Genomic DNA, 16,699 nt, shown 5'->3' with positions numbered 1-16,699 from the left:
GCGACCGCTAGAATTGTTTTTTGGATTAGGATGGGCTACATCCGAATTTACGCCTGTGGACAAGTTGCGAGCCGACTCCCTTGGGTGAAGCAGGAAGCAAACCCTTCAAGAGCAATCTTGATTGAATAGTGAGACTTGAGAAAGTTTAGCTAAGTTTTGTGTAGCAGTAGTTAACGACCCGCGGCTAACCCGCAACGCGAGTATAGTCGGGGCAGCACAGTCGTGAAGGAGCTTAAATGGTGAACATTTTTTCTAAGCTACGAGATTTTGTAGGCTTCAACAATGAGCCTGAATACGATTACGAGTACGACGAAACCGAAAGCGAGCGCTTTGCGAACGCCTACCAACAGCCTGAACCAAACTCCGCCACTTCCACTTCTGCTGCTGCTGTCGCCGCAGCAGAAGAAGAACGCCGCCAAAATCGCAGAATGCGGGAGCGGTCAGTAGTAGGATCGACAGGTACAGATGTTGTTGCACCAACCGGGGGAGTAGGATCAGTAATGAATAACGTGATTGGAATGCCTGGATCTATGAACGGGATTTCGGAAGTAGTAGTAATGGAGCCGCGCACTTTTGAAGAGATGCCGGCAGCAATTCGAGCTCTTAAAGAACGCAAATCTGTTGTTTTGAACCTAACGGTGATGGATCCAGACCAAGCGCAAAGAGCTGTGGACTTTGTGGCGGGCGGTACTTATGCCCTTGACGGTCATCAAGAGCGTATTGGCGAAAGCATTTTCTTGTTTACGCCTAGCTGCGTGCAAGTAAGAACTCAGTCTGGTGTGGTTCACGAAGTGCCCCCAGCTCAAGGCCGCCCGCGCCCTGCTGCGGCTGCTCCCGCACCGACAGTCTGGCCGGCTGAACAAGCTCAAATGGCTCAGTAGTCAGTTGACAGTTGACAGTTGACAGTTGATTCCGAAAGCTGTTGGCTGTTGACAGTTGACTCCAAAAGTTGTTGACAGAAATTCATTCAAAAAACCAGTATAGTAAGGTGCGTCGCTACCAGATGAGAAATGGAAGTTTTAGATAGTCGAAAGTGACGCATCCTACAAACAACGCACTGTTAACTAATAACTAATAACTAATAACTAATAACTAATAACTAATAACTAATAACCAATAACCAATAACTAATAACTAATAACTAATAACTAATAACCAATAACCAATAACCAATAACCAATAACCAATAACCAATAACTAATAACCAATAACTATGATAAAATTTGGTACGATCGGCGGCGGAGTAATGGGAGAAGCTCTCTTATCCCGCTTAATAGCACAAAAAGTTTATTTACCATCAGAAATATTGGTGAGCGATCCGCAACCGCAACGGCGCGAATTTTTGACGGCAACCTACGGAATTGGAACAACAGCCAGCAATCTAGAAGTTGCTACCGCTACAGAAGTGCTGTTTTTGGCGATTAAACCGCAAATTTTTGAGAAAGTAGCTTTGGAATTGGCCGTGGGGATCGATCGCCAACAAGCAAATAATGGAGAAACAGCTAATTCTCAGCCAGAAGCTGCGATCGTGTCGATTTTGGCAGGAGTTCCCCTGAGCAAGCTCGAAGCAGCGTTTCCGGGGCGAGTAGTGCTGCGGGTGATGCCAAATACTCCGGCAACGGTAGGCGCGGGAATGAGTGCGATCGCCCCAGGAAAACTTGTGCAACCAGCCGATTTAGAATTGGTAAAGCGGATCTTTGAGGCTGTGGGAGAAGTGGTCGAAGTGCCCGAAAGTATGCTGGATGCGGTGACAGGGCTTTCGGGTTCCGGCCCTGGTTATGTGGCGATTTTTATCGAAGCCTTGACAGATGGCGGAGTTTGTGCTGGACTGCCGCGGGCGATCGCCTCCCAATTAGCCATCCAAACAGTATTCGGTACAGCGAAGCTATTGCAAGAAACGGGGATGCACCCAGCAGAATTGAAAGATCGGGTGACAAGTCCCGGCGGCACAACTATTGCCGGAATTGCTAAATTAGAGAGCAGTGGCTTTCGTTCTGCCGCGATCGAAGCAGTGAAAGCAGCTTGTTTGCGCTCTCAAGAATTAGGGAAATAGGTGTTAATGCCATGATGACTTTAAAATTAGATTTAAGTCCGTGGATCGAGTTAACAGACGATCAGTTTTACGAACTGTGCCAACATCACCGCGATTATAAATTTGAACGAAATGCCAAAGGAGAACTGCTGATGGTTCCACCGACGGGAGGAGAAACGGGAAATCGCAATATGGATTTATCCTATCAACTGCAATCCTGGAGTCGCCGAAATCCAAATTTAGGAATTGCTTTTGATTCTTCTACTTGCTTTAAACTGCCAAATGGTGGTAATCGCTCTCCCGATGCTTCTTGGGTAAAACGCGAAAGGTGGGAAGCTTTAACTGCTGAGGAAAGAAGAAAATTTCCCCCACTGTGTCCTGATTTTGTTGTGGAATTGCGCTCTCCTACTGATTCTATCAAAGAAACGCGAGAAAAAATGCAGGAATATCGGGAAAATGGCGCTTGTTTGGGGTGGTTGATTGACCCGCAAACCCGGAGTGTGGAGATTTATAGGAGCGATCGAGAAATAGAAATATTGCAGTCTCCTGTTACGCTCTCAGGGGAAGATATTTTGCCCGGATTTGTGCTGGAATTGCGGTCTGTTATGGGGACTAATTGATATCTAATCCGCTAACTAGGGAATTATACCACAGTGCGATTCTCCTCGCTCGCGAGGATGACAGCCGCGAGATATAGCCTTTCTAAGTAACAGTGCGGTGCTCATAGGGTATGGGCATTGACCAAATAGGGCGAAGCGGAGGGATTGGGCGAAGCGAAGCGGAGGGATTGGGCATACCTCATTTATTTGAGAAAGGCTATATTAAGCTCACACTGCATTCGGAATGATATTATTCCTATGACAGCAGAAACGATATAAAAAGCGATCGCACTCTGGTCTAATTACTCGCTAGCTGCTGTTTCCAATTTCTGTCCAATTTTCGGTTCAGTACCGTTCAACAGACGCTGAATATTGCTGCGGTGCCGCACGATTACAAATACGCCGCCCGCCAGTCCAAACAATACATAAGCTAGCGGCTGATTTAACACAAACATCAATCCAGCTACGCTAATTGATCCGACAATCGAACTCAAAGAAACAATTCGCGACACCGCAAAAACTATTCCAAAAATTCCGAAAGTTCCCAACCCAACTGGCCAGTACAAACCGAGCAAAACTCCCAAACTCGTCGCCACAGATTTGCCGCCGGTAAATCCCAGCCAGATTGATTTGCTGTGGCCCAAAACTGCAAATAAACCCGCTAAAGTTGCCATCCAAGGAATGACTGTTGCTGTATTTTCTAAATGGGCGCCGATCGCGAGCTGACTGGTAAACTCTAGAGAGTAGATGTAGCGGATCAGAGCGATCGCACTTACGCCCTTCAACACATCAACCAGCAACACCGCCAACCCCGGCCCCTTCCCCAAAGTCCTGAGTACATTAGTCGCCCCCGTCGAACCAGAACCTACTTCCCGAATATCAATCCCCAGCATCCATTTACCCAAAGCGTACCCAGTTGGAATCGAACCCAGCAAGTAAGCTGCGATTAACAATGCTGCATTTAAACTCAACCACACACCCATAATAAATTCCCTCTTTCATTACTTTTGAGGACTAAAGTCCTCACTACAAACTTAACGATTATTCTTTAATCTCCCGCCCTCTGACATCTCCCTAAATTAATTTTTAGTTATTGGATAGCAAGAAATTAAAACTAATTTCTGAAGATGTCTTTTCTTCCTTCTTCCTTCTTCCTTCTTCCTTCTTCCTTCTTTAAAAATCCTTAGAAGTCGTTAAAGTTTGCGGATCGGAAGCAAAGGCCAACCACAGCGGAAATTGCAGCATCGACAAACTGATTAAATCTTCTGTTTCGTCTATCACAATTAAAGGCAACTTACCATCTCTCACGAGTCGATCGGCTTTTTGGGCCAAAGCCTCCGCAGACTCAAACATAATAATGCCACCTTCCGGGCCAAAATCGGTGCGAGTAATCCCCAAACAATCCTGCAAACCCCGGCGCCACTCACCCAAACGTTCGGGACTGTTCGCGAGCACCAATGTCCGCACCCGTGGGCCGTAGACGCTTCTGAGTACAGAAATAATCGTCGAACTAATCAAGATATTTTGCAACCGCGAACCCATTGTTCGCAATGCACCTCTTCCTCCTTGGGTGAAAAACCAGTTAGAAACTCGTTCGGCGTGGATGGGTTCAAAAGTGCGCCGGAGTTGCCAAGGCGGGCCGTAATAGTCGGGGAGAGTGCGATATTGGTCTAGGGTGCGGCGAATTTGTTTGGCTTGTTCTTGAAATCCTTGTTCAGCAAATCTGGGATTTACGGGGGAAGAGGATTGAGACTCCTCAACAGAGATTTGCTTGGAAGTTTCTTGCACCGGCGGCGTCATATCTAAGAGTTCGGCGGTAGCTGCTAAATCCTGCAAACTGCCGACTAGATAGTCTTTGAAACCTTGAACTCTGATTGCTAAATCTTGGGAAACTCCGGCGAAAGTAGTTCGCATTTCCTTTTGAATTCGATCGCGCCTGCGTTCGAGTTTTTCTACTTCAATTTGCAGCGCTTGTTTGCGATGATCTAGCTGTATCAAGCCGTCTTGTACCAAACGCCCGATCGATGCTTGAGCCTCGCCCAAGGCTTCTAACGCCTTAGTTTTGTCGGCTTCCAAGCTGGCAATTCTGGCGGTCAAATCTTGTTCTTGCTGTTGCAATGCTTTGACTCTATTTGCCAAACTTTCGGTAACATTTTCTGGTACGGGCGTTACCGTTTCTGCGGTTGCTGTTGGCTGGGAGTCTGTTTCGGGTTCGATTCGATCGATCGCACTTTCAGATTCGCTATCCTCAGTTTCTGGCGAACTTTGGGCGATCGCGCCCGCTTCGTCCACCACAGGGGTGATTTGGGGGTTTTCCTCGTCCCAGGGGTCTATTTCGGGAGGAATTTGCGATGTGAGATCGTTTTGGGCGATCGACAATTCCTGTATTTGAGATGGCAATTGGTTTTCCGTCTCATTCACGGGCAAATTTGGTTCGCCATCAGCGGCTGGTTGCGATTGCGGTTTTTGGGTGGGAGATTCGTCTGAATTCATAGGAAATTTGTTCGGCGTGGGGCACAGAAGAAGTTAAAAATTTAAAATTAACAACTTGTTTAGTCTTGACGGGGACAGCGCTGTTCTAAGCAGGTCTGTAGCATTTTACGATCGAACAGAACCGGCAGAAAGTGAATGCTGTTAATTTCTTTGAAATAGAACAAAATCGGCACTGCGGGCCAAAATATCCGCCAATTTTGCCATTGTCGGTAAGGAAATTGGCGGATTAAGTTTTGCGATCGATAAATGTCCAAATCCGTTGGAGTAAACTGTAGCCGGATAGTGGCGGCTTGGTACATCAGAAACAAGCCGAACACCGAAAGTGGCAAACTCACCCACTTCTGCACGAACAGCAGCGGTACAGCAGTCAGTACGAGGACTAGGGGAATCGCATAACTCGGTGCAAGTTCGATCGTATCTGTGGGCGCAGTCCCAGAGGTAGTTGTAGTCACGGGTTTAAATCAGGGGGTAGTAAAGTAATGTTGCCAATTATTTATATTTTATCCATTTCCTAGCTTACAAGCCTTTGAGTACGCTAGAGCCAGTACCCTGAAACATCAGCCAAGTCAGGAAAAAGTTAACAATAAAAATAGCCAGCAAAGCCGTCACCACCGCTGTGGTAGTCGATTGGCCGACGCCTTTGGCGCCGCCGGTAGTCGTCAAACCCCAGCTAGTGCCGATGACAGCAATCAAACCACCGAACACAAAAGCCTTAATACCAGCGCTGCAAATGTCCCACAGACTCAGGAAATGGCGGACTGATTCTAAAAACACATTTTGAGAGATGCCGTACATTGTCGTCGCAATCAGCATCCCGCCGGCGATGCCCGTGACGAGGGACAATATTGTCAGAATTGGCAGCATCAAGCAGCAAGCTAAAACGCGGGGAATTACTAAATAGTCGATCGGGTCTGTTCTGAGCATCAGCATGGCATCTATCTGCTCTGTGACTTGCATCGTGCCAATTTCCGCAGCAAAAGCCGAACCAACCCGTCCCGTAACGATTACGGCTGTTAACACCGGGCCGAGTTCGCGAGTCAAAGACAAAGCCAAAACGCCACCGACGACATTACCGGCACCGAGGTTAATAAACTCCCTGGCTACCTGAACCGTAAATACCATGCCGACAAAACCCGCAGTCAGCAAAGAAATCAGCAGCGATTCCGGGCCAACTGCTGCCATTTGGTCAAGGGTGTTGCGACGGTTAATTTTGCGAGTTAGCAAGTGCAGCATGACTTGGCCGCCCAATAAAATGGCTGCCAGTAACCGCTGACTCCACAAACTGAGGCTTGATGGTGTAGTTGTGCTCAAGGGACTTTGACTGTAGAACAACTGCAAAAATGAAATCTATCTACAAATCTTAAACAAGTTTCTTCTCTAAGATTTAAGATTTCTGACAGAATTGGCCACTGAGGGCGATCGCTGCCTATCGTAGAAAAGGACAAGTTTATTTTACTTGCACCTTTCGGCAGTTTAGCTGAATTTACTGACTCTTATGAGCATATTTCCTAATTTTCTTCGCTCTTTACTGCTGACGGGCCTCTTGAGCTTTGTCGCTCCCTTATTGTTAATCGGCGCGGGATTGACTAGCTTTTCGTTGATCGGTCTTGTGCCTGCTTTGCAAGCAGTCGGTCGTTCTGGAGAAGACCAGATTTTGCAGTTTTTAGCCACTTTCGGCAGCGGCTGTCCTCTCCAGGGATTTTTGGTGATTGGTCTAGCTTTTAGTTTAGTGGGTGCTTTGTTTGATACCTACGCTTCTTATCAGCATTCACGGTGGGGTTAATGGTGTTTCTATTTGAAATCTGGGATTTGAGATTTTAGGTGGGGAATTCTCGATCGCGCATCTAAAATCTCAAATTGTTGGGTTGCGCTGCGCTTGAATCGCGCCGCCTGCTGCGAAAAATTCTAGATGGAATTTCCTCGTCCTTTGATTCAGCAGTGGAGTCAAATCTTAAATCGACTGACTTCGCCTAAAAACGGATACTTGCTTTCCCACAGGAGTCGTGGAGAGCCAAAATGAGAGAGTTCAGTTCCAGCTACCAGATTCATCAGTCGAGTCACTGCTAAAATCTAAAATCTAAAATCTAAAATTGTTGGGCTGGCTCAGCATTAACCATCGCAAATGTTCGGAAATGCGATCGGCAAATTCCAGAAAACCGCATCCCACAGTTTCTGGATCTTAAATATATTAGATACAGGTTGAATCAAGTGTTTCTCAACCTTTAGAAACTTAAGAGATTTGAGGTATCAATTATGGCACTTATTCGTTGGGAACCTTTGCGGGAAATGGACTCCTTGCAGCGAGAAATGAATCGGTTGTTTGATAGCTTAACTCCGGCAACCGATCGCGCATCTAACGGTGTGGCTTTTGTACCGGTGATTTATCCGTGGAATCAATCCCAAATCGAAAATCTAAAATCCTCTCTTCCCCCGAATTTATCCGTGGGGTCGCCTCTAAAATCTAAAATCTAAAATCTAAAATCGATTGACACTCCTGAAGCCATCCACCTTAAGTTAGAAATTCCGGGCATGGAAGCTTACGGTTCCTTCCGCCGGGTGATTCCCCTACCTGCACGAGTTCAAAATGACAGCGTACAAGCTGAGTACAAAAATGGGGTTTTAAACCTGACTTTGCCTAAAGCGGAAGCGGAAAAGAACCGCGTAGTCAAAGTTGAACTAGGGAGTTGGATGAAATGGAACTGCATCGGAATTTGGAGACTTAACCGGAATGACTCGCCAAGAAGTCGATGACTTTTTGCGTGGACTGGGTGCAGAAATCAGAACTACTAGAGATGGCTATGTTGCATATAAATTTCTGGATAAGTCAACACTCGCGATCCGTCCTAACGGTGAAGTGATTAGAACGCCAGCACCGAAATATGCCTCAGACGGCAGAAATATCAACAAAGGTTTCCGTCTCGATCGAGATGGTCATTTATTGCGAACGCGAGACGAATTTGGCAATTTCATTCCAGGTACTCACAATACGGGAGAAAAATTAAATGAATGATTGGAAGGATGACTATAACTTACTTGGTTTGGGTGGTTTTACATCTTTAATTACCAATGTCAAGGTCTCTTCGTGGGGAAACGAGGTATCGATCGAATGCGTCTACAATCCAGAAGAAAGATTGCCTTATGTTCTGGCATTTAAGGACTGTCGCGATATCGGGTGGACTGTACACGATGAAGAGGAAGTTGGCGAACTTGAAGCAGAATTTTTAGGAATTTCTTTGGGCGAACCGGAACACCGCAAGCCTGCTGTAATTACTACAGACATTTTTGAAATTTCAATTTTGTACGGCAGTTTCAGCATTTACAAGGAAGAAAACCTAAATTCTGAAATAGCAGATTTAGCAACAGAGATCTTGGTATCCCAACCGCAAGCAGTCTTGTAGCAATTTCAAAGTATCGCGCCGTTAAAGTGCAAATTGGTTAGTAATTTTATGTGTAAAATAACCATTATTAGGTTCGTAGTGAGGACTTCAGTCCGCAAAAAAAGAGAGGACTGAAGTCCGAACGATCAAACGAATTACAAAATTTTCAACAAATACAGTAGGTATTGTTGCACGCATCAGTTTACGATACTTAATAGAACTTTTTTGCCAAACGAGGTAGAACCAAATGCCTGATATTGTTGATATTGCCGTAGGTGCGGGTTCGTTCCAAACCCTGGTAACGGCGGTGCAAGTAGCTAATTTAGTAGATGCGCTCAAAAGTCCGGGCCCTTTCACTGTCTTTGCACCTACTGACGATGCTTTTGCGAAATTGCCACCGGGAACTATCACAACCCTAGTGCAGAATGTCCCCCAACTGAGCAGGATTTTGATGTTTCACGTCGTCTCCGGCAAGTTTATGAAGGCAGATTTGGCAAAACTCGGTTTTGTTACTTCCTTAGAAGGTTCGCCGATTAAAATTGATTGTTCAGACGGTTTTGAGGTGAAGAATGCTACTGTTGTCGCGGCCGATATCGAAGCTGACAACGGTGTCATTCACGTGATCGATAACGTGATTTTAATGGGATAATTTCGCCTTTAAACCTCGCTGCTGGAGCGAAGCAGGTGCCTTGCGGTGTCGCTTCGCTCCCGATCGCGCTTTTGGTTTTTTAGCAATTAAAAGTTATATAAATATAAAAAAGTTGTCTTTTTGCCGGATGTATTTTAAGATGATTGTTTAAAAAACTTTGAAGATGAATAATTATAATATAAGGAAACCAGTGTGGTGAGCACTATGCAAATCCTAGCCGCCAGCCTCAAGGCCAAAGTCCGCCAGCGTACCTTGGAACTGCAAGTTCTCAACGAACTTACGGAGAATGTACAACTTGCTGCGGTTGCTGATGAAATTTGGTCTGCTTGTCTGGCACATCTCGGGCGCCTGATTCCTGCTGAGACGATCCTCTTCGAGGGCTTCGCTAACGCACTTTTAACTCTACCGGACGATCGCATCTACCTGCAACACTTACACCCGTTAACTGAATCGGTCAAATCTGAAATAGCAGCCTGCTTGCAAGCTACTCGCACCCAATGGCTGGCCGGAAGTCGAGACTGGGCGTACAACATCGCTGGCGGGCCAATTGCTCAGTTTAAGTCGGTGTTGATGGCACCGGCTAACCCGGAGGACAGTGAAGAATTGTTGGGAGTATTTTTCATCGGTGCAGAGCAGGGAACTGCTTTTAATTTTGAACACCTTTGTTTGCTCCACACTGTCGCTCAAATTTGTGTTAAATCGTTAACTAATTTAGCAGCTAAACAGACGGATGTCAAGGGAACTGTTCAAAATAATTTTGCTCTAGATGGGTCAAGCCAAGAGCTATTGTTGCGGGCTTTAATGGACGGTGCGCCGGATAGAGTTTTTGCGAAAGATCGAAATTTTAGATACATTTTTGTCAATCAAAGTTTTGCTGCATATTTGGGGAAAAAGGTTGAAGAAATTATTGGCAAAGATGATATCGAATTAGGTTTCTCAGAACCAGCAGTATTTGGCGATCGCCACGGCTCAATTAGAGGCATTCGCGAGGACGATCGAGCTGTGCTGGGGGGGGAGACGGTTCGCAATCCCTACCAGGCGATCGCCTGTGCAGGTGGCAAACAGCAGGTCTTTGACACGCAAAAACTGCCCCTGCGCGATGCGGATGGCAGTATATTTGGGATTTTGGGTATTTCTCGGGAGATTGCTCAATTGCAGGCGACAGATGAAGCCCGGAATCAAAGCCAAGCCAAACTGCAAAAAATTACTGCTAGCGTACCCGGTACGGTATATCAAGTTGACTTGCATCTAGATGGCTCGATAGCCTTCTCGTTTGTGAGCGCGGGCTGCCGAGAATTGTATGAAATAGAACCGGAGGTGGCTCAGCAGGATATTCGTGCAATTGTTGACATGATTCATCCCGAAGATAGAGATGATTTTCGGAACTCGGTAAGGCTGGCTGCGGAAAATTTGCAGCCTTGGCGGTGGGAAGGCAGAATTATCACTCCCTCTGGAAAACTTAAATGGATTCAAGGGGCTGCACAACCGGAAATGCAAGGATCGGGAGAGATAGTTTATTATGGCTTGTTCACGGATATTAGCGATCGCAAACAAGCTGAGTTAAAACTGCAACTTTATCAAGAAATATTTTTAAAGTCTAACGATGCGATCGCCATTTTAGACCCGCAAGGCTATTATTTGGAAACAAATCAAGCTCACACGGCTTTGCTGGGTTACAGTGAATCAAAATTGTGGGGTAAAACCCCTGCAATTCATACGGGAGAAGAGACATTTGCATCGGTGCTGCAAATCTTGGTCGCAACAGGGAGTTACCGAGGCGAAATGACCTGTGTTAAGGATTTGCAAGGGGGAATAGTTGAGGTGGAACTTTCGGCTTTTGCGGTTCTCAATGATGCTGGGGAAGTAGTTTGTTACGTCAGCGTCAAAAGGGATATCACCGAACGCAAGCAAGCTGAGGAAAAACTCAAACTTTACCGAGAAATATTTTTAAACTCCAACGATGCGATGGTGATTATCGATGCTGATGGGTTTTTCCTGGAACAAAATCGCGCTCACCAATCGCTATTAGAATATACAGACGCCGAATTAGAAATAGAAACGCCGCCGCTGGTGGCGGGGGAACGCTTTTCTGCGATTTCCAAAAGTTTAGCGAAAACTGGAACTTTTCGGGGCGAAATTACTAACTTTACTAAAAAAGGTCGCACGCTGGCGATCGAGGTGGCGGCATACTCTGTGATTAACAACAGCGGCGATATAATTTGTCACGTCTGCGTTAAGCGCGATATTACTGAACGCAAAAAAGGTGAAGAAGAACGACAAAAATTTGTGTCGCTGATTGAAAATAGCAGCGATTTTATTGGTATGGCTACTCTCGAAGGGCAAACGCTGTTTGTTAATGAAGCCGGACGAAAACTGGTGGGAATAGAGAATATTTCGGAATTGCTTTATACGGAAATATGGGATTATATCGGCGAAACTTTTAAACAGGAATTTAGTCAAGAGATTTTGCCAAAAATTATCAGTCAGGGTCAGTGGCAAGGAGAAGGTAAAATGCAGCACTTGCGTACTGGAAAACACATTGATGTTGTGATGAATGCTTTTCTGGTCAAGCACCCTCAAACCAGCGAACCGCTGTGCTTTGCTGCGGTAATTCGCGATGTCACAGAACGCAAGCAAGCTGAAAGAATGCTGCTGGAACAGGCAGAACAGGAACGGCTAGTTTCGGCGATCGCCCAGCGAGTGCGACAGTCTCTCAACCTCACTCAAACTCTGAGCACGGCTGTACAAGAGGTACGGCAATTACTGGCAACCGATCGCACGGTAATTTATCGTTTTGATTCCGATGACACAGGGATTGTGGTTGTCGAATCTGTAGGATCTGATTGGATGCCTATGCTGGGCAGAAAACTTCAGGAAAAATCTTTTGGGGAAAGTTACAAAGCGATGTACCGGGCTGGCAAGATTCAAGCAGTTGAAGATATTTATAATGCTAATTTGAGCCAGATTCACCGAGATTTACTGGTGAAATTGCAGGTAAGGGCTAATTTAGTTGTACCAATTTTTATCGGCGACGAAAGTCAGGAATTAGCAATAGAATATTCGCCAGAAACTCCTAGAATTAAGTCGCAGATCGAGAGTTTGGACAAGCGTCAAAATCGGTTGTGGGGGTTGCTGGTTGCCCACCAGTGCAGTGCCCCGCGCGCTTGGACTGATTCTGAGGTGGATTTGCTGGGAAGGTTGAGCGTGCAGTTGGCGATCGCCATTCAGCAATCTACTCTGTTTGAGCAAGCGCAGCAAGCCCGAGAAGCCGCTTTGGAAGCGTCTCGAATGAAGTCACTATTTTTAGCAAATATGAGTCACGAAATCCGCACTCCGATGAATGGAGTGATGGGGATGACAGATTTGCTGCTGAAAACAAATCTTACTCCCGAACAGCTAGACTTTGTGCAGACGCTGAAACTCAGCGGTCAAAATTTGCTGTCCATCATTAACGATATTCTTGACCTTTCCAAACTGGAAGCTGGAGAAATGCGCTTAGAAACCATCGAATTTGACCTCAGTATCTGTCTGGATGAAGTGCTGGATTTGTTGGCAACTCCCGCACAAACTAAAGGTATAGAATTGGTGGCGCTGATTGATACCGACGTGCCGCTGCAAATTAAAGGGGATGCAGCACGATTGCGGCAAATCCTCACTAATTTAATTAACAATGCGATTAAGTTCACGGAAGCAGGAGAAATAGTAATTGAGGTTTCAACTGGCAGGATTCCTGGGATATTGGCAGCCAGCGACGACCAGAAAAAATTAGAGAATATCCAACCATTAAAACTAGGAATCAATCGCTCGCTATTCCTACTGTTCAAGGTCACAGATACAGGGATTGGGATTGCTGCCGAAGACCAAAAAAAGCTGTTTCAATCTTTTACTCAAGTTGATGCTTCTACTACGAGAAAGTACGGTGGAACAGGTTTGGGTCTGGCTATTTCTAAGCAGTTGGTGGAGCTGCTAGGGGGTAAAATTGGTGTGGAAAGTACCCCCGGTAAAGGCTCGACTTTTTGGTTTACTGTGCCGGCACTTAAGGAAAATTTAACTGGGGCTGGGACAGCGTGCTCAGTGAATTTGCAAACGGTGCTGGCGGGGCAGAAAATGTTAGTTGCTAGCGACAAGCCCACAGTGCGAAAAGTGCTGCTGAGAATGGCTGTTTTGTGGGGGATGGAAGTTGATGAGGTTGAGAATGGTTGGATGGCGATCGCATCTCTGTACAAAGCTGTCAGCATAAAATCCCCTTACGATATCATTTTGGTTGATATTCAGTTGCCGGAAATGGTGGCGGGAAGTCTGGAACGTTTGATGATTGCTGAGCCGGCAATGCAGCAGACGCATTGGGTGGTGCTGACTTCAATTACTCAGACATCGGAGGCTAAACGTTTGGTAGATATTGGTTTTAGCGGTTATTTAACTAAACCTGTGAAAGCTCACCGGCTGTTTGAGTGTTTGGTAAATGCGATCGCCCCGGGTGCAGTGGTTGACTCGCGGCTGGCAAATCCAACGACAAATCCAGACTCCTCTATTGACAACCGGGAGTTAGCTAGCTTAAAGATTTTGTTAGTTGAAGATACTCCGATCAATCAAAAAGTTGGTCTGAATCAACTCAAGGTTTTGGGATGTGCGACGGATGTGGCAAATAACGGCGCTGAGGCGCTATCGATGCTGGCTATCAAAAAGTATGACATTGTGCTGATGGACTGTCAGATGCCGATTTTGGACGGTTACGAAGCTACGCTGGAATTGCGCCGCATGGAAGCGACAGGCACTGCTGCTGGTTCGAGGGAGCCCGATCGCAAGACGGTGGTGATTGCGATGACGGCAAATGCTTTGAAGGGCGATCGGGAAAAGTGTCTGGCGGCGGGTATGGATGATTATATTAGCAAACCTATTTCCATCGAAAAGTTAAAATCTGTACTAGAAAATTGGTCGGTACAGTTAAAAGTTGAAATTCCTCAGTTTAAGGGTGAGCAAGTCCAAAACTCTGCTTCGGATCTAGAATGCGTAGTTGATATGGCACGCTTGCACGAAATTGCGGGCACTGATTTAGATTTTGAGCGGGAAATATTGCAAGCTTTTGTGGTGGATACTAGCAGTTATTTAGAATCTGCTAAAAGTGCGATCGCCTCGGGAGACTTGGAGACACTGGCCCGCCGCGCGCATCAAATTAAAGGTGTCAGCGCTACGGCGGCGGTGCGGTTAATGCCCCAGATGGCTGCTCAGCTTCAAACTCTGGCCGAATCCAACGATTTGGAGGGCGCTACGAAAATCATCGCTGAATTAGAAATAATTCTAGCGGGGGTTAAAAAGTTGGCCGCTGCTGAATTATCTGCTTAATCGCTCAATTTTCTCAGGACGGCGGTTGGAAACCGCATCTACACAAACGGCCGCTGCTGAATTATCTGCTTAATCGCTCAATTTTCTCAGGACGGCGGTTGGAAACCGCATCTACACAAACGATGTCCGCCTCCGCGGACTAAGAAATATGGAATTTGAGAGAATGTGCGTGCGATGGATGGATCCCCGCTACGCTACGACTCTTCAACCCGCGTCGGCGGGTTTTGTTTGTGTAGACGCGGTTTCAACCGCCCGGTCTTTATGTAAAGATTCTTAAAAATTTATCAAGATATTTATCTCTATGTGACGAGATTGGAAATTCTTATAACATCTTGTGTGTTGTAGCTTTTGACACTACTATATTAAGTTATTGTGGTCAAATATAAAATAATCATTAAGCCGATGACAAGACGGCTACTTTTCGTCTATCGGCTTGAAACACTAAGACCAACCCATCGCCCAGCCAGCCCACTAAGTGCGTATTTACGCTCAACGAGGTTTTATGACTCCAGTCATGTTACGCCAACTCTGGTCTTTAATTGAAACTACCCAAGCGACTCTGTTAGTCAATTTGGACGATGCAACCCTGGTACAGTGGCTGCTGAAGCAATTGAAGATGAACTCTGCGCTCAATGGCAACGAAACAGATTTGTTGAACGAGTACATCGAGTCTCGGCTGTCGCTAATCCGCGATTTAGCCGAGCAGCGCCTAGCACCAGAGCGGTTCTGAGCGCATTAAATCAAAATTGGATAAATATTACAGGAAAGGTCGATCGCCCGCAGCGGGCAAAAAAATAATAGGCGGTTAGCCGGTGCGCTTTTCAGGGTGCGACACCGGGTTGAGAATGGTTAATTTGAAATGGTGAGGTTTTCTAGATTGCCGATCGCAACAGTTCTCGACACCGACAAGTTAGGATCGTCGAGAAAGTGTTCTACTGGTAAAATGTATGCGTAAATTGGGATTTCTGTTGCTGGCAAGTGTGTTGTTTGTGGCACCGCTGGCATCTTGTAGGGATCGATCGGCACAAGTCGGTCAAACACCAGCCACCACTGCTGAAGGCAAATCGCAACAAGGCCCGAGTCGCATAGATACAATTGTCAGCCGCGGCAAATTGATTTGCGGCGTTAGTGGCGAACTGCCGGGTTTTAGCTTTGTAGACGAAAAAGGCAAATACTCCGGCTTGGATGTAGATGTTTGCAGGGCGATCGCTGCGGCTATATTTGACGATCCCGAAAAAGTCGAATACCGAAAGCTCAACGCCAAAGATAGGTTTACAGTTTTGCAGGCTGGAGAAATCGATATTCTCAGCCGAAATACCACCTACACGGCGAGTCGCGACAGCACTACCGGCTTGGAATTTGCCCCGATAATCTTTTATGACTCTCAAAGCATCATGGTCAAAAAAGATAGCGGCATTAAAAGTTTAAAAGATTTTGCGGGCAAATCTATCTGCGTGCAGACAGGTACGAGTACCGAACAAAATTTGTCCGACCAAATGCGAAAATTAGGAGTTAAATACACTCCTGTGGTGTTTGAAGATGCGAATACTACCTTTGGCACTTATCAAGAAGGTCGCTGTCAAGGTGTTACAGCCGATCGATCGCAACTCGTGTCGAAGCGCACAACTCTACCGAATCCTGAGAATAATGTTGTTTTGCCGATCGTAATGTCAAAAGAACCGTTAGCCCCAGCGGTGAAAAGCGGCGATCCGAAATGGTCGGATGCGGTGAGATGGATTATTTTTGCGGCGATTGAAGCTGAAGATTTAGGAATTAATTCAGGAAATGTAGACCAAACTGTCGCCAGCACTACAGACCCAAACGTCAAACGTTTGCTAGGAAAAGAAGGAGATTTAGGTAAAGGTTTCGGACTCCCCAACGACTACGCTGTCCGCGTTGTGAAGAAAGTGGGGAATTACGGGGAAATGTACGATCGCAACCTCGGCCCGAAAAGTACACTTAAGTTAGACCGGGGTCAAAACAAACTCTGGAAAGATGGCGGTTTACTGTACTCGCCACCCTTCCGCTAATCAACAGGTTTGTAGTTGCGCTTGAGCCCTGTTGTCTGCGCCACTACAAACAGAAAAATCCACTTAAACAAAGGTAAGTAGTTGCGCTTCAGCGCTCTTAGGTAAGTAGTTGCGCTTCAGCGCTCTTAGGTACGTAGTTGCGCTTCAGCGCTCTTAGGTACGTAGTTGCGCTTCAG

At 46.2% G+C, this 16,699-nt stretch carries 14 protein-coding genes and 1 pseudogene; 11 read left to right on the top strand and 4 right to left on the bottom strand.

Annotated elements, in window-relative coordinates; genetic code table 11:
* Positions 1-236 precede the first annotated feature (236 nt).
* From JGK16_RS22320 to JGK16_RS22310, 3 genes are all read left to right on the top strand, one after another.
* On the top strand, positions 237-881 hold the full coding sequence (locus JGK16_RS22320) for a cell division protein SepF (RefSeq protein ID WP_293187004.1): 645 nt from the start codon (positions 237-239) through the stop codon (positions 879-881).
* A 326-nt stretch (positions 882-1,207) separates the two neighbouring features.
* Positions 1,208-2,053: a pyrroline-5-carboxylate reductase gene (proC, locus tag JGK16_RS22315; RefSeq protein WP_293187006.1), complete on the top strand. Its 846-nt coding sequence runs from the start codon at positions 1,208-1,210 to the stop codon at positions 2,051-2,053.
* An 11-nt stretch (positions 2,054-2,064) separates the two neighbouring features.
* Complete coding sequence (locus JGK16_RS22310) at positions 2,065-2,652, top strand: Uma2 family endonuclease (RefSeq protein WP_293187003.1); 588 nt, start codon at positions 2,065-2,067, stop codon at positions 2,650-2,652.
* Between the two features lie 281 nt (positions 2,653-2,933).
* Here JGK16_RS22310 and plsY read toward each other — a convergent pair whose 3' ends face one another.
* From plsY to JGK16_RS22290, 4 genes are all read right to left on the bottom strand, one after another.
* Entirely contained in the window at positions 2,934-3,614 is a 681-nt protein-coding gene (gene plsY / locus JGK16_RS22305) for a glycerol-3-phosphate 1-O-acyltransferase PlsY (protein ID WP_293187002.1), read from the bottom strand.
* A 190-nt stretch (positions 3,615-3,804) separates the two neighbouring features.
* Positions 3,805-5,124 (bottom strand): DUF3086 domain-containing protein, encoded by a 1,320-nt coding sequence (locus JGK16_RS22300; RefSeq protein ID WP_293193818.1) that lies wholly within the window; start codon positions 5,122-5,124, stop codon positions 3,805-3,807.
* A 59-nt stretch (positions 5,125-5,183) separates the two neighbouring features.
* The gene (locus tag JGK16_RS22295; protein WP_293193820.1) at positions 5,184-5,576 is read right to left on the bottom strand and encodes a DUF3119 family protein; all 393 of its coding nucleotides are present in this window, start codon (positions 5,574-5,576) and stop codon (positions 5,184-5,186) included.
* Positions 5,577-5,640: 64 nt separating this feature from the next.
* Positions 5,641-6,435, bottom strand: a complete 795-nt coding sequence (locus tag JGK16_RS22290) for an MlaE family lipid ABC transporter permease subunit (protein ID WP_293186999.1) — start codon at positions 6,433-6,435, stop codon at positions 5,641-5,643.
* A gap of 184 nt (positions 6,436-6,619) precedes the next feature.
* Here JGK16_RS22290 and JGK16_RS22285 point away from each other — a divergent pair, with 184 nt between their 5' ends.
* The 8 genes and pseudogenes from JGK16_RS22285 to JGK16_RS22250 all read left to right on the top strand — a co-directional run bounded on the left by JGK16_RS22285 (position 6,620) and on the right by JGK16_RS22250 (position 16,523).
* A complete protein-coding gene (locus JGK16_RS22285; RefSeq protein WP_293186998.1) occupies positions 6,620-6,907 on the top strand; it encodes a hypothetical protein in 288 nt (95 codons plus the stop codon).
* A 470-nt stretch (positions 6,908-7,377) separates the two neighbouring features.
* Positions 7,378-7,806: pseudogene (locus JGK16_RS22280) on the top strand (Hsp20/alpha crystallin family protein); the annotation flags it as partial.
* Between the two features lie 46 nt (positions 7,807-7,852).
* On the top strand, positions 7,853-8,134 hold the full coding sequence (locus JGK16_RS22275) for a hypothetical protein (protein WP_293186997.1): 282 nt from the start codon (positions 7,853-7,855) through the stop codon (positions 8,132-8,134).
* Complete coding sequence (locus tag JGK16_RS22270) at positions 8,127-8,522, top strand: hypothetical protein (protein WP_293186996.1); 396 nt, start codon at positions 8,127-8,129, stop codon at positions 8,520-8,522. The genes JGK16_RS22275 and JGK16_RS22270 overlap by 8 nt, the downstream gene beginning before the upstream one ends.
* Before the next feature lie 226 nt (positions 8,523-8,748).
* Positions 8,749-9,150, top strand: a complete 402-nt coding sequence (locus tag JGK16_RS22265; RefSeq protein WP_194011615.1) for a fasciclin domain-containing protein — start codon at positions 8,749-8,751, stop codon at positions 9,148-9,150.
* A gap of 204 nt (positions 9,151-9,354) precedes the next feature.
* On the top strand, positions 9,355-14,493 hold the full coding sequence (locus JGK16_RS22260; RefSeq protein WP_293193822.1) for a PAS domain S-box protein: 5,139 nt from the start codon (positions 9,355-9,357) through the stop codon (positions 14,491-14,493).
* Between the two features lie 502 nt (positions 14,494-14,995).
* Positions 14,996-15,223, top strand: a complete 228-nt coding sequence (locus JGK16_RS22255) for a hypothetical protein (protein ID WP_293148799.1) — start codon at positions 14,996-14,998, stop codon at positions 15,221-15,223.
* 217 nt (positions 15,224-15,440) lie between these two features.
* A complete protein-coding gene (locus tag JGK16_RS22250; RefSeq protein ID WP_293186995.1) occupies positions 15,441-16,523 on the top strand; it encodes an amino acid ABC transporter substrate-binding protein in 1,083 nt (360 codons plus the stop codon).
* Positions 16,524-16,699 lie beyond the last annotated feature (176 nt).

Origin of the sequence: Microcoleus sp. PH2017_09_SFU_O_A, assembly GCF_020738625.1 — a bacterium.
In the GTDB taxonomy this organism is placed as follows: Bacteria; Cyanobacteriota; Cyanobacteriia; order Cyanobacteriales; family Microcoleaceae; genus Microcoleus.
This window is presented reverse-complemented; position numbering and strand designations above follow the sequence as displayed.